The sequence below is a fragment of the Limnohabitans simekii (SeqCode) genome (genome assembly GCF_965234735.1).
Taxonomy (GTDB): Bacteria; Pseudomonadota; Gammaproteobacteria; order Burkholderiales; family Burkholderiaceae_C; genus Limnohabitans; species Limnohabitans simekii.
Genome location: NZ_OZ248545.1, coordinates 89,230 through 106,089 on the forward strand (window position 1 = coordinate 89,230; position 16,860 = coordinate 106,089).

Annotated in this window: 18 protein-coding genes and 2 tRNA genes; 4 read left to right on the forward strand and 16 right to left on the reverse strand. The window is 55.4% G+C overall.

The window, feature by feature from the left end:
- Window positions 1-2: 2 nt before the first annotated feature.
- The 6 genes from AC8GFP_RS12385 to AC8GFP_RS12410 are packed head-to-tail and all read right to left on the reverse strand — an operon-like array spanning window position 3 to window position 6,103.
- The gene (locus tag AC8GFP_RS12385) at window positions 3-713 is read right to left on the reverse strand and encodes an ABC transporter ATP-binding protein (RefSeq protein ID WP_506613625.1); all 711 of its coding nucleotides are present in this window, start codon (window positions 711-713) and stop codon (window positions 3-5) included.
- A complete protein-coding gene (locus AC8GFP_RS12390) occupies window positions 710-1,474 on the reverse strand; it encodes an ABC transporter ATP-binding protein (RefSeq protein WP_506613627.1) in 765 nt (254 codons plus the stop codon). The genes AC8GFP_RS12385 and AC8GFP_RS12390 overlap by 4 nt, the downstream gene beginning before the upstream one ends.
- Window positions 1,467-2,450, reverse strand: a complete 984-nt coding sequence (locus tag AC8GFP_RS12395; protein ID WP_506613629.1) for a branched-chain amino acid ABC transporter permease — start codon at window positions 2,448-2,450, stop codon at window positions 1,467-1,469. Before AC8GFP_RS12395 ends, AC8GFP_RS12390 begins: the two co-directional genes overlap by 8 nt.
- Window positions 2,447-3,310: a branched-chain amino acid ABC transporter permease gene (locus AC8GFP_RS12400; RefSeq protein ID WP_506613631.1), complete on the reverse strand. Its 864-nt coding sequence runs from the start codon at window positions 3,308-3,310 to the stop codon at window positions 2,447-2,449. The genes AC8GFP_RS12395 and AC8GFP_RS12400 overlap by 4 nt, the downstream gene beginning before the upstream one ends.
- Window positions 3,310-4,494 (reverse strand): ABC transporter substrate-binding protein, encoded by a 1,185-nt coding sequence (locus tag AC8GFP_RS12405; RefSeq protein ID WP_506613632.1) that lies wholly within the window; start codon window positions 4,492-4,494, stop codon window positions 3,310-3,312. The genes AC8GFP_RS12400 and AC8GFP_RS12405 overlap by 1 nt, the downstream gene beginning before the upstream one ends.
- Window positions 4,495-4,525: 31 nt before the next feature.
- Window positions 4,526-6,103, reverse strand: a complete 1,578-nt coding sequence (locus AC8GFP_RS12410; protein WP_506613634.1) for a benzoate-CoA ligase family protein — start codon at window positions 6,101-6,103, stop codon at window positions 4,526-4,528.
- Between the two features lie 121 nt (window positions 6,104-6,224).
- On the opposite strand from AC8GFP_RS12410, the gene AC8GFP_RS12415 reads away from it, so the two are divergent.
- Window positions 6,225-6,301: transfer RNA gene (locus AC8GFP_RS12415), tRNA-Pro, on the forward strand.
- 43 nt (window positions 6,302-6,344) lie between these two features.
- Window positions 6,345-6,421 (forward strand) — tRNA-Arg (locus tag AC8GFP_RS12420).
- 8 nt (window positions 6,422-6,429) lie between these two features.
- On the opposite strand, the gene AC8GFP_RS12425 is transcribed toward AC8GFP_RS12420, so the two are convergent.
- Complete coding sequence (locus AC8GFP_RS12425) at window positions 6,430-7,149, reverse strand: hypothetical protein (RefSeq protein WP_506613636.1); 720 nt, start codon at window positions 7,147-7,149, stop codon at window positions 6,430-6,432.
- 63 nt (window positions 7,150-7,212) lie between these two features.
- Window positions 7,213-7,908 (reverse strand): hypothetical protein, encoded by a 696-nt coding sequence (locus tag AC8GFP_RS12430; protein WP_506613638.1) that lies wholly within the window; start codon window positions 7,906-7,908, stop codon window positions 7,213-7,215.
- 74 nt (window positions 7,909-7,982) lie between these two features.
- Between AC8GFP_RS12430 and AC8GFP_RS12435 the strand changes: the two genes are divergently transcribed.
- Complete coding sequence (locus AC8GFP_RS12435; RefSeq protein WP_506613640.1) at window positions 7,983-8,906, forward strand: hypothetical protein; 924 nt, start codon at window positions 7,983-7,985, stop codon at window positions 8,904-8,906.
- Window position 8,907: 1 nt separating this feature from the next.
- Here the strand turns inward: AC8GFP_RS12435 and AC8GFP_RS12440 are convergent, their stop codons facing one another.
- From AC8GFP_RS12440 to AC8GFP_RS12465, 6 genes are all read right to left on the reverse strand, one after another.
- Entirely contained in the window at window positions 8,908-9,615 is a 708-nt protein-coding gene (locus AC8GFP_RS12440) for a glutathione binding-like protein (RefSeq protein WP_506613642.1), read from the reverse strand.
- 2 nt (window positions 9,616-9,617) lie between these two features.
- Window positions 9,618-10,880: an acyl-CoA dehydrogenase family protein gene (locus tag AC8GFP_RS12445; RefSeq protein ID WP_506613644.1), complete on the reverse strand. Its 1,263-nt coding sequence runs from the start codon at window positions 10,878-10,880 to the stop codon at window positions 9,618-9,620.
- A gap of 22 nt (window positions 10,881-10,902) precedes the next feature.
- The gene (locus AC8GFP_RS12450) at window positions 10,903-11,991 is read right to left on the reverse strand and encodes a phosphotransferase (protein ID WP_506613646.1); all 1,089 of its coding nucleotides are present in this window, start codon (window positions 11,989-11,991) and stop codon (window positions 10,903-10,905) included.
- 4 nt (window positions 11,992-11,995) lie between these two features.
- Entirely contained in the window at window positions 11,996-12,712 is a 717-nt protein-coding gene (locus AC8GFP_RS12455) for a Crp/Fnr family transcriptional regulator (protein WP_506613648.1), read from the reverse strand.
- A 73-nt stretch (window positions 12,713-12,785) separates the two neighbouring features.
- Window positions 12,786-13,568 (reverse strand): oxepin-CoA hydrolase, alternative type, encoded by a 783-nt coding sequence (locus AC8GFP_RS12460; protein ID WP_506613650.1) that lies wholly within the window; start codon window positions 13,566-13,568, stop codon window positions 12,786-12,788.
- 4 nt (window positions 13,569-13,572) lie between these two features.
- On the reverse strand, window positions 13,573-15,093 hold the full coding sequence (locus tag AC8GFP_RS12465; protein WP_506613652.1) for a 3-hydroxyacyl-CoA dehydrogenase: 1,521 nt from the start codon (window positions 15,091-15,093) through the stop codon (window positions 13,573-13,575).
- A gap of 93 nt (window positions 15,094-15,186) precedes the next feature.
- On the opposite strand from AC8GFP_RS12465, the gene AC8GFP_RS12470 reads away from it, so the two are divergent.
- Window positions 15,187-15,855 carry a glutathione S-transferase gene (locus AC8GFP_RS12470; protein ID WP_506613654.1) on the forward strand — a complete coding sequence of 223 codons (669 nt, stop codon included), beginning with the start codon at window positions 15,187-15,189 and terminating at the stop codon, window positions 15,853-15,855.
- 54 nt (window positions 15,856-15,909) lie between these two features.
- On the opposite strand, the gene AC8GFP_RS12475 is transcribed toward AC8GFP_RS12470, so the two are convergent.
- Both AC8GFP_RS12475 and lexA read right to left on the reverse strand, forming a co-directional pair.
- A complete protein-coding gene (locus tag AC8GFP_RS12475) occupies window positions 15,910-16,185 on the reverse strand; it encodes a hypothetical protein (RefSeq protein ID WP_506613657.1) in 276 nt (91 codons plus the stop codon).
- Between the two features lie 14 nt (window positions 16,186-16,199).
- Window positions 16,200-16,859 carry a transcriptional repressor LexA gene (gene lexA / locus AC8GFP_RS12480; RefSeq protein ID WP_506613659.1) on the reverse strand — a complete coding sequence of 220 codons (660 nt, stop codon included), beginning with the start codon at window positions 16,857-16,859 and terminating at the stop codon, window positions 16,200-16,202.
- Between the last annotated feature and the right edge of the window lies 1 nt (window position 16,860).

Here is a 16,860-nt window from a genome sequence, read left to right on the forward strand (position 1 = left end):
GCTCAAACTCCGAGATGTTGATTCAGAACGTCAGGTTGACTGAGCAGTTCAGCGCTTGAACCTTGGAACACAACTTCACCTTTGACCAAAATCACATTCTGCTGAGTGACTTTGGTGACATGCTGCCAGTTTTTATCAACAATGACCGTGCTGATGCCCGATTGCGCCACCAGCGCACAGATGCGCCAAATTTCCAAAGCGATGAGCGGTGCCAAACCTTCGGTGGCTTCGTCCAGCAGCAGCAAGTCGGGGTTGGTCATGAGGGCCCGACCGATGCTGAGCATTTGCTGTTCACCACCACTGAGTTGTTGACCACCGTGGCTCAAGCGTTCACCCAAACGGGGGAAGGTGTCCAGCACACGCTGGTAGGTCCAGTCTTGTTGACCACGCACACCTGGGCGGGCAGCCATCACCAGGTTTTCATGCACGCTCAGGTTGCCAAAGATGCCTCGACCTTCGGGCACATAGGCCATGCCCTGATGGGCAATGGTGAAGGGTGTCTGGCCTTGAATGGCATGGCCTTGAAATTCAATTTGTCCACTGCGGGCTTGGACCAAACCGACGATGCTTTTCAACAGCGTGGATTTGCCCATGCCATTGCGACCCATGAGGCCCACGGTTTCGCCGCGCCCCACCTTGAATGACAAGTCACGCAAGATGTGGCTGGCACCGTAGTAGGTGTTCAAACCCTGAACGTTCAGCAAGTTACTCATGCGTTGGCCTCACCCAAGTAAGCGGCTTGCACCTTGGCATCCTCGCGAATGGCTTGGGGCGTGCCTGTGGCAATGACGGTGCCATTCACCATCACGGTCAGCACATCGGCCAAGGCAAACACGGCGTCCATGTCGTGCTCGACCAGCAACATGGCATGTTCCTTTTTCAACGCTTGCAACAATTGCACCATGGTGTCGGCTTCAGCAGCACCCATGCCTGCCAGTGGTTCGTCGAGCAACAAGACATCGGGTTCGGTGGCCAAGACCATGGCGATTTCCAATTGGCGTTGAATACCGTGGCTCAGGATGGCGGCGGTTTTGTCACGAACTGCGGCCAAGCCAGCCAGTTTCAAGGCACGTTCTGCGCGAGTCACCACGGAAGGATTGCGGTCTGCGCGGGTGAACCAGGACAGCGGATTGAAGGGTGCATGGGCGTCACGCGCCTGCGCTGCCAACATCAAATTGTCCCAAACGGTCAGCGGCAAGAACACATTGGTTTTTTGATAGCTGCGCCCCAAACCCTGCAAAGACAAGCGGTGGTGTGGCCAGCCTGTGACCGATTGGCCTTTGAGCCACAACTCGCCGCTGCTGGCTGCAATATCGCCGCTGAGCAAATGGGTGAGCGTGGTTTTACCCGCACCATTGGGCCCAATGACGGCATGCAATTGGTCTTTGAACAAGGACAGCGACACATCGTTCACGGCCAGCAAGCCGCCAAAACGTTTGCTCAAACCTTTGGCTTGCAACAAGGCATCAGTCATCTTGTTTCCTTGATCGCAGCAAGCCCATCAGGCCTTGAGGCGCAATGATGACCACCAACACAATGAGTGAACCCATCCACAGTTGCCAGTGCTTGCCCAAGTCAAAGCTGCCCACCTTGGGCAGGTCTTTGAACATGTGCATGAACAACTCGAACCCAAAGGCACCGATGAGGGCACCAGCCACATTGCCCATGCCGCCCAAGATGACCATCATGATGGCGTGGGCGCTCATGTGAAAACCCATCAACTCAGGGTTCACATAACCGGTTTGGGCACCCCACAAATAACCCGCCAAACCAGCCAAGCCGCCAGCCACGGTGAAGGCCGTGAGTTTGTAGCTGAAGCTGGCATAGCCCAATGCTTGGGTACGGTGTTCATTCAATCGAATGCCGTTCAAGGTGCGGCCGAAGGGGCTCCAGAGCAGACGCCGTAAAAACCAATAAACCAAGAGCATGCAGGCCAAGGTGAAGTAATACAGCACCAGCTTGTTCTCAAGGTCCATGCCCAAACCCGCAGGTCGCACATTGATGTAAATACCGTCCGAACCACCCAAGCCTTTGTTGTCAAAGAACAGGTAATAGAGCATTTGGGCAAACGCCATGGTGACCATGATGAAGTAAATGCCTTGGGTGCGCACCACAAAAAAACCAATCACCAAGGCCACCAAAGCCGAAGCCAAGACAGCCAAGGGCAGGGTGGTGAGGATGTTGGCCCCCGCATCCGCAGGCGACATGAACGCCAACACATAACCAGCCAAACCAAAGTAGGCGGCGTGTCCCAGCGACACCAAACCCGTGATGCCTTGCAACAAATCGAGGCTCATGGCGAAGATGGCCAAGATCATCATGCGGGTGACCATCTGGGTGTAGAAGTCTTGGCCCGCAAACGGAAAGGCCAGCAAGGCCAAGAGTCCCAAAGCCAACAGCAGTTGCACGCTGCGCGGCAGGGTTTCAAGATGGGCTTGAGGTGCGCTCATTGTTTGAACAAGCCTTCTGGTTTGTAGAGCAAGACCAAGGCCATGAGCACATAGACCAACATGCTGGCGAACTGCGGCAGCAGCACCTTGCCAAAGGTATCGACCAAGCCCACCAGCAAGGCAGCGGTGAGGGCGCCACGTACCGAACCAATGCCGCCAATCACCACCACCACAAAGCACATGATCAGCACCTGCGAGCCCATGTAAGGGTAGACACTGGACAAGGGTGCGATCAGCATACCTGCCAAAGCGGCCAAAGCCACACCCATGGCAAACACCAACGCATGCAATCGCACAATGTTCACGCCCATGGCCTGGGCCATGTCACTGTTGAACGCGCCTGCTCGAATCTTCATGCCCAGTTTGGTTTTGCTGATCAGCAACCACAGGCCCAAAGCCAGGGCGGAGCAAATGGCCAGCATGAACAAGCGATAAGCAGGGTAAGACAAGGTGTCGGTCAACTTGATCGACCAATCCAACACCTCAGGGATGCCCACACTGTGCACATCGTCGCCCCACAACATGGAGCGCAATTCTTCAAAGATGTAAATCAGGCCGAAGGTGAGCAAGACTTGATCAAGGTGGCTGCGGTGGTAGAAATGTCTGAACAACAATTTTTCAAGCAACCAACCAAGGGCAATACTCAGGGCCGTGCCAACCACCACGGCCAGCGCCAAATTGCCCCATGCACCCGTGAGCGCATAAGCCAAATAAGCGCCCAGCATGTAGAAACTGCCGTGCGCCAAATTGACCACACCCATGATGCCGAAGATCAGCGTCAGTCCGGCTGCCAGCAAAAAAAGCAGCAGGCCGTATTGAACGCTGTTGAGCAGCTGAATTGAAAAGTTAGCGAGATCCATCAACCCAGCTTGCAACCAGCACCTGAGTCAGACAAGGCTTTGGCAGCCACACCCAAGACGATGTTTTCTTTGCCCTTGACTTCGCGCAAATACATGTCTTGCACCGGGTTGTGTGCTTTGCTCATGGTCCATTGGCCACGCGGGCTGTCGATGACGGCGGCTTCCATGGCCGCATACAAGGCCTTTTTGTTGGACAAATCACCCTTCACAGCCGCAGCCCCTTGCAACAACAGTTGGCCAGCGTCATAGCCTTGAACCGCATAAACGTCGGGTTGCATTTTGAAAGCCTTGGCATAGGCCAAGCGGAAGGCATCATTGCGCTTGGTGGCCAATGAGGTGCTGTAGTGCAGGGTGGTCATGATGCCTTGGGCAGCAGGTGCCAGTTCATCATCCAACAAACCTTCCGTCAAGAAACCTGAACCATACAGCGGAATTTTGCCTTTCAAACCGGCGGCCGCATAGTCGCGAATGAATTTGGCAGCGCCGCCCCCAGAGAAGAAGCAAGCCACAGCATCAGGCTTGATGGACGCGATTTCAGTGAGCAAAGCTTGAAATTCAACATTCGGGAAAGGCAGGCCGAGTTCTTTCACAATGGTGCCGCCTGCGGCCAAATAGCCTTCTTTGAAACCTTCACCGGCTTCGTCACCGGCGGCGTATTTCCAAGTGATCCAGACAGCTTTTTTGTGGCCTTTGGCCATCATGGCTTTGCCCAAGGCCAGGGTCGGCTGACTGTTGGTGAATGAGGTGCGGAACACATTGGGTGCGCACAAGGCGCGGGTGGCAGCATGCATGCCTGCATTGGGAATGATGCACAGCACACCGGTTTCACGGGCGACTTTGTGGATGCCCATTTGCACACCCGAGTGCACAGTCCCCACCAGCACGTCCACCTTGTCGCGTTGGACCAATTTGGATGCGTTTTCAACGCCCTTGGAAGGTTCCGACTCATCATCCACTTTGAAGTACTCGATGTCGCGACCGCCGAGTTTGTTGCCCTTTTCTTCCAAGGCCATGCGAAAACCGTTGTCGCAGGCTTGGCCGAGTTGGGCAAACGTGCCGGTGTAGGGCAGCATCAAGCCGATGCGGATTTTGCTGTTTTGGGCATGGGCAGGGAGCAGAAGACCTGAGGATGCGGCACCCAGCAGGGCCGCGGAACGCGAGAGAACAAGTCGGCGAGTGGTCATTGGTTGAACTCCTGAAAAGGGGACAATTTTTTTATTGTGAAGCGCGCAGTTTAAACCTCTGAATTTTGCCAGTGGCGGTTTTCGGCAAATCAGGCACAAATTCCACCCATCGTGGGTATTTGTAGGGAGCCAATTGGGATTTCACGTGGGCTTTCAATCCAGCCTCGTCCAAATGCTTGTCTTGCTTGAGAACCACATAAGCTTTGGGCTTGGTCAATCCGTCTTCATCCGACACGCCAATCACAGCCGCTTCCAAAACGCTGGGATGGGTCATGATCGAGGCCTCTACTTCAAAGGGCGAAACATAAATACCGCCCACCTTCAACATGTCGTCAGTGCGCCCGCCATAGGTGAAAAAACCATCCGCATCCCGAATGTATTTGTCGCCGCTGCGGGTCCATTCGCCAGCAAAGGTGTGCTTGGTTTTCTCGCGGTTGTTCCAGTACATGATGGCCGAGGAGGGGCCGCAAATTTGCAACTCGCCCAATTCACCATCGGCGCATTCTTCGCCTTCATCATTCACCAATCTGAGGTGGTAGCCTGGGACCACTTCACCCGTGGTGCCGTAGCGCACCCGACCGGGCCGGTTCGACAAAAAGATGTGCAGCATTTCGGTCGAGCCAATGCCATCCAAAATATCCACGCCATAGTCTTGCTGCCACTTCTTGCCAATTTCAGCAGGCAAGGCCTCGCCTGCGCTGGTGCACACGCGTAAATTCAGCTTTTGCGCCGAGGGGCGCTGGTTTTGTGCCAACAAACTTGCAAACAAAGTTGGCACCCCGTAAAACACCGTGGGCTGGTGTTTTTCGAGCAAGCCAAATACCTCGGTGGGCGTGGGACGAGCGCTCAGCAGCACGGTGGTGGCGCCGACAGTCAATGGAAAACTCAGGGCGTTGCCCAAACCATAAGCAAAGAACAATTTCGCGGCAGAAAACACCACATCGTTTTCTTGCAATCCCAGCACCGCACGGCCATACAACTCAGCGGTTTGCACCACATGGCTGTGAAGATGCAATGTGCCTTTGGGCGACCCGGTAGAACCGCTGGAGTACAACCAAAAACAAACATCATCGGCCAGTGTGTGAGAGGGCTCTTGCAGTGGACTGGACTGGCGCAACAGGTTGGCAAAGCTGACACCTGGCGTACTGTCATCCCCTCCATCGACAATGATCTGTTTCAACCCCATCAAGTTGGGCAACAGGGGTTCGAAAACAGGCCACAAAGCCTTGGACACGAGCAAACCCTGTGCCCGTGAATCGCGCAACATGAAGTCGTAATCGTCGGTGGTGAGCAGCGTGTTGACTGCAATGGGCACCACGCCAGCCAAGATGCAACCCAAGAAAGCCACTGGCCAATGCAAACCATCATGCATGCACAACAAAACCCGTTGCTCTTGAATGAAGCCTTGGTCCAGCAAGCCTTGGGCAAACCGGTGTGCCCTGTCTGACAACTGGGCATACGTCAACGTCTCTAGCGTCAAGCCGTCGACATAGGCGACTTTGTCACGGCGATTCGAATGACGCCCCAGCAGATCGCAAGCGGCGTTGTATTCACGCGGAATGACGACCAGTGGTGGGCTGACAGTGTGATCGGAGTGACTCAGGTGCATGAGGATGGCTGGCAAGCATGGCGCGAAAGAGGAAGATTATTGCTTACGGATGCATGCATCAAAATGCATATTTGCATGAACAGCCAAGCTGTCCAAGTTTGTGCGGGTAGAATAGACCGATCGGGGCGTAGCGCAGTCTGGTAGCGCATCTGGTTTGGGACCAGAGGGTCGTAGGTTCGAATCCTATCGCCCCGACCAACATGCAGAAAAGGCTCCTCAACGGAGCCTTTTTTTTATGCATCTGCCCGTAGCTCAGTTGGATAGAGCAACAGCCTTCTAAGCTGTGGGTCGGGGGTTCGATCCCCTCCGGGCAGGCCACATGGGGCTCAGTGAGCGCCCCCAGAGGGTGGTGGTTTTTCTTTGGCCGCTTTGTCAAAGAAGTGGTACCAGCATTCTTGCTTGGCCAAGACATTGCTCTTATTGTCCAAGCAGTAGAAGCGGCGAATTTTTTTCTCACGGTCGGTGACGAACCAACTGCGGTAGAGGGTTTTATCCAACACATACATGATGGCGGTGCGCGACTGGGGACAACCGTCTCCCAAAATACATGAGCGCATCACGTTCGAGCTGGTGTAGAGCTCGATCGACACCACGGGTAGTTTTTTGCCAGATTGGGTGGCCACCAAGCGCACAGCACAAGTGGATCCAGTGACTTTGTCAAGACCGTCTTTTTCGGCCAGCATATTGGCTTCTTGCGCCAACAATTGGCGGTACCACTCGCCAATCACGCCACGACAAATAAAGTACTCTTCTGTATCGGTTTTGTGAAAAGGTTCGATATAGGGGCGGCGATTGGCATCGAAATAGAACAGGGGTTCCTGGCCTTCAAAAGTGCGTTTGGGCCGTTCAACCGCTGCCGGGGCGTCTTTGCCTGCAGGGGCTTTCTCTTCTTTTTTGGGCTCAGGCTTCTTAGCGGCGTCATCCGCTTTTTTCTCTTGCTTGGCCGGTTCAGGTTTGGGCTTGGGGTCTTCTGCCCGGGCCAAGTTCAGGCATGCCAGGGCCATCAGCATCGGCAACAAACGCAAAAAGTAAGAATATGTTTTCATGACATGAGAAGAGGTCGTGTCAATGTATCGGCACATGAAGGGCGGTCTTGAGCCAGCAACGCATCAAGGGTTCTCAACGGTGTAGCAGGTTTGGTCTCGGTGCCATTTGCCGGTGTCTGTGACGCAGTGGTGTTGAATGAGTTGTCGGCTGACATCTGAAAAAAAGTAAGACCGCATGATGGCTGTGCGGTTGGGGACGAAATTGACAGTGCGAAAAATGGGGCACTGTTCATGCCGAATGCATCGGTCAAACTGGCGTGGGCTTTCAAACAACTGAATGCCGATGCGCCCGGGCGTGAGGCTGCGCTCTGTGCCATAGGTCACGATGCAGGTTTTTGGATCGACAAAAGGCAATTCAATCAATTCATTGAAATAGTTCATTTCAGCGACCACCAATTCAAGAAACCAGGGCGCCACGATGCCTGAACATTCGTAATAGTCGATCTTGTCATTGTTGTAAACCACCTCGCCCAATGGCTTGTTGTCCTTGGACAAGCGCAGCATCGGGTCCTTGCCCGAATTAGGCGGGCGTACTTGTGAAGCACGAGGCGCTTCATCTTTGCCTTCTTGACTCTCTACGCCTTCATTCAAAACAGCTTGCACCCGGCGTGAAAAATTCTCTTCTTCTTGTGGGGTGGCCGAACGCTTTTCAGGGATGGGTTTGAACTTGGGTTCAGTGGCAGGCTTGTCATCAGAACAAGCTGTCAATCCCACAAGCATGAGAAATGCAAGCGATCGGATGTGAGAAGTTTTGAGCATGGTCAACATTGGAAATGGCATGCGGGGTATTATCAACTTAAGGACCGCTTGGCCAGGTCGATCTAGAAGCAACCATGACTATTTCAATTCAATCCTTTATACCTACTTTGGCTGCTGCCATGACGCTGACCATGGTGGGGTGTGGGGGAGGGAGCAATTCTGAGGTAGCAGTCATTCCAAAAACTGTTACTGTTATTGCTACGGGATTGAACGGTGCCAAGCATATGGCTTTTAGCGGTGGTGATTTGTATGTTGCCGTTCAAAATAGTGGACTCCTCAGAAATGTAACGACCGGGCACAATTTTTTTCAAGATAACAGGCTCAAACCTATTGGACTAATTGTCAATGATTCTGATTTGATTTGGACATCTTCAACTGATGGGGTTTACAAAAACACTTCCAATGTAATTAGTGGTGGAAATTGGTACGGATTGGGCATACTTAACCAACGACTTTATGCCGCCGGTAATTCACCAAGTCAAATATTGACTTATTACATCAGTGATCCAGATCCTGCGAAAGTTGACTTTAGCCAGGTTGACGCAGCTTCAATACCGGTTCGAACAATTACTGAAGGTTCAGTGCAAGGAATTGGAGTTTATGGTTCGGATATCTATGTAACTGTTACGAACTCAGGCATACCAAACAATAATGTTGTAATAAAACTCTCAACTTCGAGTGCTCCCTATTATCAAGTTATGAGAAGTTGGGGCATTTTTAGTCAACCAAATGCAATTGTTTTTGATGGAAATTATGCGTACATCGCTAACTACGGCACAGCAGGTACGGGTGATGGAGGGTACATCAGCCGAAAGTACATGCTTGATAACAGTCCTGCAGAAAGGTATTTAGATGCAACAAATGGAAATTGGGGCTCTATTTCCCCTGGCTTTTGCGGGTTAGCTGGTTTGGCAGTCAGTGACGGTTATTTGTACGCCAGCAATGGTTCCTGCAACACTGACCCAAACGCTGGCTCGATCCTAAAGATCAAGCTTTGATTCACCGCTTCTGATACTGCGCCTTGCCAAACAAGGTTTCCATCGCCTTCTTGTCGTTTTGCAAGGGCTTTCGTAAATCAGCCAACACCTCGCAGCCGCGAACAACAGCAGGTCGTGCGCTGATCATGTCAAACCATTCTTTCAAGCGCGGGTAATCGGCCCAATCGATACCTTGGTTTTTCCAACTGCGCAGCCAAGGGAAGATGGCCATGTCAGCGATGCTGTAGGTTTTGCCAGCGATATACGGGTGAAGGGCGAGTTGTTTGTCCATCACGCCATACAAACGCCGGGCTTCATTGGTGTAGCGGTCGATGCCGTACTGAACCTTTTCAGGCGCATAAATTCGAAAATGATGCGCTTGGCCCAACATCGGGCCGACGCCACCCATTTGAAACATCAACCACTGCAGCACGTCATATTTGGCGCGGTCGCTTTTGGGCATGAACTTGCCAAACTTGGCGGCCAGGTAAATCAGAATCGCGCCCGACTCGAACAAGCTGATGGGCTGACCATCGGGGCCGTTCGGGTCTACCAAGGCTGGAATCTTGTTGTTCGGGCTGATGGTTAAAAACTCGGGCGTGAACTGTTCGCCTTCCCCGATGTGGATGGGGTGCGCCAGCCAGTCACGGCCCAGCCGCAAACCACATTCCTCCAACATGATGTGGACTTTGTGGCCATTCGGCGTGGGCCAGCTGTAGACATCGATCATGCTCAGCTGCCTCGAGTCACGGGCATTTCCACGTCTTGGGGTGCTGTGCTGATGTGCCTGGCCAACTCGAGTTTGGCAATCGCGTTGCGGTGCACTTCATCTGGACCATCGGCCAAGCGCAAGGTGCGTTGGTTGGCGTAGGCATAAGCCAAGGGGAAATCGTCGCTGACACCACCACCGCCGTGCGCTTGGATGGCCCAGTCGATGATTTGGCAAGCCATGTTCGGGGCAATCACCTTGATCATGGCGATTTCAGTGCGAGCGATTTTGTTGCCCACGGTGTCCATCATGTAAGCGGCTTTCAGGGTCAGCAAGCGGGCTTGCTCGATCATGATGCGGCCATCGGCCAAGCGCTCATGCCAGACGCCTTGCGAGGACACCGGTTTGCCAAAAGCCACGCGGCTGTTCAAGCGCTTGACCATCAATTCCATGGCGCGTTCGGCGGCACCGATGGTGCGCATGCAGTGGTGAATTCGGCCTGGGCCCAAGCGGCCTTGGGCGATCTCGAAACCTCGGCCTTCGCCCAGCAGCAGGTTGCCCACAGGGACACGCACGTTTTTCAGGTCCACTTCCATGTGGCCGTGGGGTGCATCGTCATAGCCAAACACGGACAGCGGTCGCATGATGGTGACGCCGGGTGAATTGGCGGGCACGATGATCATGCTTTGTTGTGAATGTCGTGGTGCGTCGGGGTCGGTTTTGCCCATGACGATGTAGACCGCGCAACGGGGGTCGCCAGCACCTGACGACCACCATTTGCGGCCGTTGATGACGTAATGGTCGCCATCGCGCTCGATGCGGGTTTGGATGTTGGTAGCGTCCGATGAGGCCACTTCGGGCTCGGTCATCAGAAAGGCCGAGCGGATTTCACCGCGCAGCAGGGGTTCCAACCACTGGTCTTTCAGTGCTTCGCTGGCGTAGCGCTCGAAAGTTTCCATGTTGCCGGTGTCGGGTGCCGAGCAGTTGAACACCTCGGCAGCGAAGGGCACACGGCCCATGATTTCGCACAAGGGCGCGTATTCGAGGTTGCTCAAACCCTCGGGTGCGCGTTTGCTGTGCGGCAAAAACAAATTCCACAAACCGGCTTTGCGGGCCAGGGGCTTGAGTTCTTCAATCAGTTTGGTGGGCACCCAAGCGTTGCCTTTGGCACGGTTGTCGGCAATCTCTTGAAAGAAGCGTTTTTCGTTCGGGTAGATGTGCTCGTCCATGAAAGCGATCAAGCGCGCTTGCAGGGTTTTGACCTTGTCGGTGTAATCGAAGTTCATGCGTTGCTCCAGTTGGTGTTTGTCATTGAGAACTGCGTTGGGCGAACAACCAGGCCAGTTCGGCCATGGGTCGAGCACCTGCGCCTGATGCTTTGGCCTCGGCGCTGGACGCGGTGCCGTCTTCCACCCGTTTGGCAATGCCTTGCAAGATCGCCGCGATGCGGAACATGTTGTAGGCCAGGTAGAAATTCCAGTCTTTTTTCAGTGCTGCCAGTGTGGTGATGCCCGAACGCTGGCAGTACAAATCGACGTATTCGTCTTCCAAGGGAATACCCAAAGCCGCGTGGTCCAGGCCGCCAATGCCCCGAAAACTGCCCGGCGGAATGTGCCAAGACATGCAGTGGTAGCTGAAGTCGGCCAGCGGGTGGCCCAGCGTGGAGAGCTCCCAATCGAGCACGGCCAAGACGCGTGGTTCGGTGGGATGGAAGATCAGGTTGTCCAAACGGAAGTCGCCGTGCACGATGCAGGTGATATCGGCCCGGGCACTCTCAGGCATGTTGGCAGGCAACCAAGCCATCAGTTGGTCCATCTCAGCAATGGGCTGGGTGACGGAGGCCACGTATTGCTTGCTCCAGCGGCCAATTTGGCGGTCGAAGTAATTGCCAGGTTTGCCGAAACTTTCAAGGCCTTGGGCCTTGTAGTCAACGGCGTGCAAAGCAGCAATGACGCGGTTCATTTCCAAGTAAATGTCGCGGCGCTCGGTGGTGGACATGCCGGGCAAGGCTTGGTCCCACAGAACACGGCCTTGCACGAACTCCATGACGTAAAACGCGCGCCCAATGATGGATTCGTCTTCGCACAAGACATGCATTTGCGCCACGGGCACACCAGTGCCGTGCAAACCGTGCATCACCTTGAACTCGCGTTCAATGGCATGGGCCGAGGGCAGCAATTTGGCCACCGGGCCGGGCTTGGCCCGCATCACATAGCTGGCGTTGGGCGTGTTGAGTTTGTAGGTGGGGTTGGACTGGCCGCCCTTGAACATCTCCACTTGCAAGGGGCCTTCAAAGCCCGCCATGTGTTGGCCCAACCAGTGCTCCAAGGCGGCTGTGTCGAAGCGGTGCGCGTCACTCACCTGTTTGGTGCCAACGAAATTGTCAAAGTTGCTCATGGCCTTACTCCGTGGCACTGATTTTCATCAGCGCCTGCTGGTTGCGTATCACCAGACCACCTGGTTCGATGCGCAGCGCCTCTTCGCGCTCCATCGCCTTCAGCTCTTGGTTGACCCGCTGGCGTGACGCGCCCAGCAATTGCGCCAATTCTTCTTGAGCCAGATGCAAGCCAATCCGAATTTCGTCGCCGTGGTTCAAGGAGGGGACGCCGTAACTGCGGGCCAGATGCAACAACTGCTTGGCCAAGCGTGAACGCAGGGGCAGGGTGTTGAGGTCTTCCACCAAGCCAAACAGCTGGCGGATGCGCCGGGCTTGCAAACGCAGCATCGCGTCGTAGAACTCGACATGCGTGGCCAAAATTTTCTGGAAATCGGCTTTGGCCACGCACAGGATGGTGGTCTCGCCGTGGGCATACACATCGTGGGTGCGGCTGTCGCCGTCCAGAATCGCCACATCGCCGAACCAGATGCCCGGCTCCACATAAGTGAAGGTGATTTGCTTGCCCGACAATGCTGTGCTGCTGACACGCACCGCGCCCTTGGCGCAGGCCATCCACTCTTCGGGCGAGTCGCCGCGGGCGGCAATCAATTCGCCGTCTTTGAGTCGTTTGACATAAGCGCATCGGAGGATGTCGTGTCTGAGGGAAGGTGAAAGGGAAGAAAACCAGCGCCCGGCATTGACTGCCTCGCGTTCTTCAATGGTAAGGATTGGATCGTCCATCGTCTGTCGTGTGGGTGACCATAAAGCCCCAAGCTGTCACCGGCGGGACCACTCGGGGCTGGTTGATGAAATGTCAGGGTTTGTAGTGTGGCGTTTCTTTGTTCAAAAAAGCCTGGATGCCAATCCCCGCGTTGGGATGGTGTAGATTATTCACGAAGTGCTTTTTTTCCAGGGGCAACTGGGCATACAGGTCTTGCTGCTGGGCCGATGACAGCAACTCTTTGATGCTGGCCAAGGCGTTGGGTGCGCGTTGATTCAGCCGTTCGGCCAAGGCCAAGGCTTGTGTCATTGCTTCGCCTGGCAGACTGAGTTGGTTCACCAAACCCCAGCGGTGCAAATCGGTGGCGCTGATTTTGTCGCCCAGCATCAACCACTGGCTTACCAATGCGCGTGGCAAGGCACGCCCCAGGTGCCAACTGCCGCCGCCATCGGGCGACAGACCCACCGAGCTGTAGGCCATGACAAACACGCTGTCTTGCGCGGCCACCAAGAAATCGCAGGCCAGTGCCAACGAAAAACCCGCGCCTGCAGCCGCCCCTTCCACCGCCGCAATCACAGGCTTGGGAAAGGTGCGAATGGCTTCGATCCAGTTGTGCAAGCCTTCGATGCTTTGCGCTTGGTGCTCAGGGGGCAATTCACGGTTGGAGAGCAATCGGTTCAAGTTGCCGCCCGCGCTGAAATGGGCGCCTTCGCCGGTGATGACGACACTGCGCACATCCGGGTTGCTTTCGGCCACGTTCAGGGTTTCAACACCAGCGCTGTACATCTCGGGGCCCAAGGCGTTGCGGTGCTCAGGGTTGGAAATCGTCAAGACCAAGGTTTGACCTTGGCTGTGGCTTTTGAGTTGGGCGGTCATGGTGTCAATGGCTGGTGTGCAACAGGCTCAAGCCCAAAGCGCCACGGCGACGCAGCCAAGGGCTGGGGCGGTAGCGCGGGTCGCCATACACGGTTTGCAGGTTGAACAACACTTCCAACAAGTTGTCGGCCCCCAAGCTGTCGCCCAAGGCCAGTGGGCCTTTGGGGTAGCCCAAGCCCAGGGTGACGGCGGTGTCGAGGTCTTGTGGGGTGCAGATGCCTTGTTGGCAAATGTCGCTGGCGATGTTGACGATTTGGGCCAGCACCCGCTGGGTCACGAAGCCACCGCTGTCTTCGATGACGCTGACGGCTTTGCCATCACTCGCCATCAAGGCATGGGCCGCGTCCCGCATGTCGCTTCGCGTGGCCGGGTTGGTGGCCAAAACACGGCGTTTGGTGGCTGTGTCGGGCATCAGCATGTCCAGTCCCAAGGTGCGGGCGGGGTCGAGCCTCTCAACAATGGCGCAGGTGGTGACATCAAAACCCAAAGGAGCCACCAAACACAAGGCTTGAGGCGAGGGTGCGGACCCGGTTTCGATTTTGGCGCCCAGGTCTTTCAAGAGTTGCAAGAGTTCCGCACGGCGGGCGGCACGCGACGACACCCACACAGGCGGTAAATCAGCCACGCGTGGCGCTGATGGTTCTGGCGCAACTTGCGCTTTGCCCTCGGTGTAGGTGTAGAAGCCTTGGCCAGTTTTGCGGCCGAGCCAGCCTCCTGCCAAGCGCTGGCTGGTGATGACGTTGGGGCGGTAGCGAGGTTCTTCAAAATACTGGTGGTAAATGGATTCCATCACGGGGTGTGAGACGTCCAAGGCCGTCAGATCCAACAATTCAAACGGGCCGAGTTTGAAGCCCACTTGGTCTTTCAAAATCCGGTCGATCGTGGCGAAATCGGCAATGCCCTCAGACGCGGTGCGAAGTGCTTCGGTGATGTAACCGCGCCCCGCGTGGTTGACGATGAAACCGGGAGTGTCTTTGGCCCGCACCCCTTGGTGACCCATGGCTTGGGCCAAAGACATTAGGCTTTGGCAAGTGGTTTCGCTGGTGGCCAGACCGGCCACAACTTCCACCACTTTCATCAGCGGCACAGGGTTGAAAAAATGAAAGCCCGCGAAGCGCTGCGGGTGCTTCATGTCGGCGGCCAGCGCTGTGACAGACAAAGACGATGTGTTGCTGGCCATGATGGCGGTCTCGGCCAACAGGTTTTCGAGTTGGGCGATGAGTGCCTTTTTGACCGTGAGGTTTTCCACCACGGCTTCAATCACCACATGGCATGGAGCCAGGTCGTGGAGGTGTTCGGCGGCTTTCAGGCGACTGCTGAAATCTTGAACTTGGTCAGCAGTGAGGCGACCTTTTTCTTGCAGTTTTTGCCACTGCCCACGTACCGCGGCACAGGCTTTGTCGGCAGCACCTGCGACAACATCGAACACCAACACCTGGGCTTGCGCTTGGGTGGCCACTTGCGCAATGCCTTGTCCCATGGCACCGGCGCCGACCACCCCAATGTGTTGCGTTTTCTGATTCATAGCAAATGATTATGTCCCAGTGTCTATGCGTGATGGCTGATGGGCCTGTGACAGAATTGAATCAGATCAAACAACCACGCCCAAGGGGACACCATGACACTCAAGCTCTGCGGTTTTGCCGCCAGCAACTACTACAACAAGATCAAGCTGCAACTGCTGGAAAAAGGTGTGCCCTTTGAAGAAGAGTTGGTTTGGACGGGTAACAACCATCCCAAACTGGTGTCGCGCTCTCCCATGGGCAAGGTGCCATTCATTGAAACGCCAGACGGCTATCTCTCGGAATCCTTGGTGTGTGCGGATTACATCGAAGCGGCTTACCCTGACAAACCGCTGGTGCCTGTAGACCCGTTTCAAGCGGCCAAGGTGCGTGAACTGATTGTGTATTTGGAGTTGCACATCGAGTTGGTGGTGAGGGCCTTGTACCCCCAAGCCTTTTTTGGTGGCCAAGTCAGTGACGGCACCAAAGAGAAAGTGCGCCAGCAATTGGCCAGAAATGTGCCTGCGTTCGCAGCTTTGGCCAAGTTTTCGCCCTATGTGGCGGGGGAGCAATTCACTTTGGCGGACTGCGCGGCGGCATTTCATTTGCCGATTGCCGTGTCTGCATGCAAGCTGGTACTGGGAGAAGACCTGCTGGCAGAACTGCCTGTGAAAGCCTACACCCAACAAATGGCGCAGAACCCGCACATGGCTGGGGTGTTGGCCGCCCGCAAAGCCAACAGCGAGCTGATGATGAATTTGCTGAGCAAGAAAAAACCAGCTTGACTCACGGACCCGGCAAGCCAAGGGCTTGGCTGATGAGCCAAGCGCTAGTGGGTTTCAGTTGCTGAACGAGGCGCGTTGGTTTTCCAGCGCAATCAGGCGGTCGAGTTCGGCGCAAACATCGGCCATGCGGCCAGAGATGACCATGCGACCCGCTGTGTGCTTGGGCGGGCGCTGGTCTTCAGCAATGCGCACCACGCGCAAAGGACGCTGACAAGCCATGCTGGGCATGGCGGCCACGGGTGTTTTGGCCATGATGTTGGACATGAGGGCGCGGTAGGCGGCGTCCACACGTTGAAAAACAGGTTGCTTGCTCCAAACGGCTGTGTTCATGGTGATCTCCTGAGCTAAAACTGGTTGCGGATAAGGCCGACGGCCAAGCCTTCAATTTGGAAGGGCTCGCCAGCACGGACATGGATGGTGTCGAAATCGGGGTTTTCGGGGTGCAGGGCAATGCCTTGGGGGGACTTTTGGAAGCGCTTGACGGTGACTTCTTCACCCAAGCGGGCCACCACGATTTGGCCGTTGCGGGCTTCTTGGGTGGTTTTGACCGCCAGCAAGTCGCCGTCCATGATGCCGATGTCGCGCATGGACAAGCCTTTGACCTTCAGCAGGTAGTCGGGTTGCTGCACAAACATGGACGCCTCGACTTGGTAGGTTTGTTCGATGTGTTCTTGCGCCAAGATGGGCGAACCGGCGGCGACACGACCCACCAGCGGCAACATGAGCTGCCCCAAACCTGGCAAAGTGAATTGCTTGAAACCGCTGCCGCCCAAGACGGGCTCGGGGTTGGCTTTGAGGCGGATGCCCCGAGATGTGCCACTGACCAGCTGGATAACGCCTTTGCGCGCCAAGGCCTGCAAGTGCTCCTCGGCAGCGTTGGGGGATTTGAAACCCAACTCGGTGGCGATTTCGGCGCGGGTGGGTGGCGCGCCCGTGTTGTGGATGGCGGTTTGGATGAGTTCCAAAATTTGCTGCTGACGGGCTGTGAGCTTGATGTGGTCCATG

Coding starts and splice junctions, on each gene's coding strand:
- AC8GFP_RS12385 (WP_506613625.1), bottom strand. CDS start 713: ATGAGTAACTTGCTGAACGTTCAGGGTTTGAACACCTACTACGGTGCC.
- AC8GFP_RS12390 (WP_506613627.1), bottom strand. CDS start 1,474: ATGACTGATGCCTTGTTGCAAGCCAAAGGTTTGAGCAAACGTTTTGGC.
- AC8GFP_RS12395 (WP_506613629.1), bottom strand. CDS start 2,450: ATGAGCGCACCTCAAGCCCATCTTGAAACCCTGCCGCGCAGCGTGCAA.
- AC8GFP_RS12400 (WP_506613631.1), bottom strand. CDS start 3,310: ATGGATCTCGCTAACTTTTCAATTCAGCTGCTCAACAGCGTTCAATAC.
- AC8GFP_RS12405 (WP_506613632.1), bottom strand. CDS start 4,494: ATGACCACTCGCCGACTTGTTCTCTCGCGTTCCGCGGCCCTGCTGGGT.
- AC8GFP_RS12410 (WP_506613634.1), bottom strand. CDS start 6,103: ATGCACCTGAGTCACTCCGATCACACTGTCAGCCCACCACTGGTCGTC.
- AC8GFP_RS12425 (WP_506613636.1), bottom strand. CDS start 7,149: ATGAAAACATATTCTTACTTTTTGCGTTTGTTGCCGATGCTGATGGCC.
- AC8GFP_RS12430 (WP_506613638.1), bottom strand. CDS start 7,908: ATGCTCAAAACTTCTCACATCCGATCGCTTGCATTTCTCATGCTTGTG.
- AC8GFP_RS12435 (WP_506613640.1), top strand. CDS start 7,983: ATGACTATTTCAATTCAATCCTTTATACCTACTTTGGCTGCTGCCATG.
- AC8GFP_RS12440 (WP_506613642.1), bottom strand. CDS start 9,615: ATGATCGATGTCTACAGCTGGCCCACGCCGAATGGCCACAAAGTCCAC.
- AC8GFP_RS12445 (WP_506613644.1), bottom strand. CDS start 10,880: ATGAACTTCGATTACACCGACAAGGTCAAAACCCTGCAAGCGCGCTTG.
- AC8GFP_RS12450 (WP_506613646.1), bottom strand. CDS start 11,991: ATGAGCAACTTTGACAATTTCGTTGGCACCAAACAGGTGAGTGACGCG.
- AC8GFP_RS12455 (WP_506613648.1), bottom strand. CDS start 12,712: ATGGACGATCCAATCCTTACCATTGAAGAACGCGAGGCAGTCAATGCC.
- AC8GFP_RS12460 (WP_506613650.1), bottom strand. CDS start 13,568: ATGACCGCCCAACTCAAAAGCCACAGCCAAGGTCAAACCTTGGTCTTG.
- AC8GFP_RS12465 (WP_506613652.1), bottom strand. CDS start 15,093: ATGAATCAGAAAACGCAACACATTGGGGTGGTCGGCGCCGGTGCCATG.
- AC8GFP_RS12470 (WP_506613654.1), top strand. CDS start 15,187: ATGACACTCAAGCTCTGCGGTTTTGCCGCCAGCAACTACTACAACAAG.
- AC8GFP_RS12475 (WP_506613657.1), bottom strand. CDS start 16,185: ATGAACACAGCCGTTTGGAGCAAGCAACCTGTTTTTCAACGTGTGGAC.
- lexA (WP_506613659.1), bottom strand. CDS start 16,859: ATGGACCACATCAAGCTCACAGCCCGTCAGCAGCAAATTTTGGAACTC.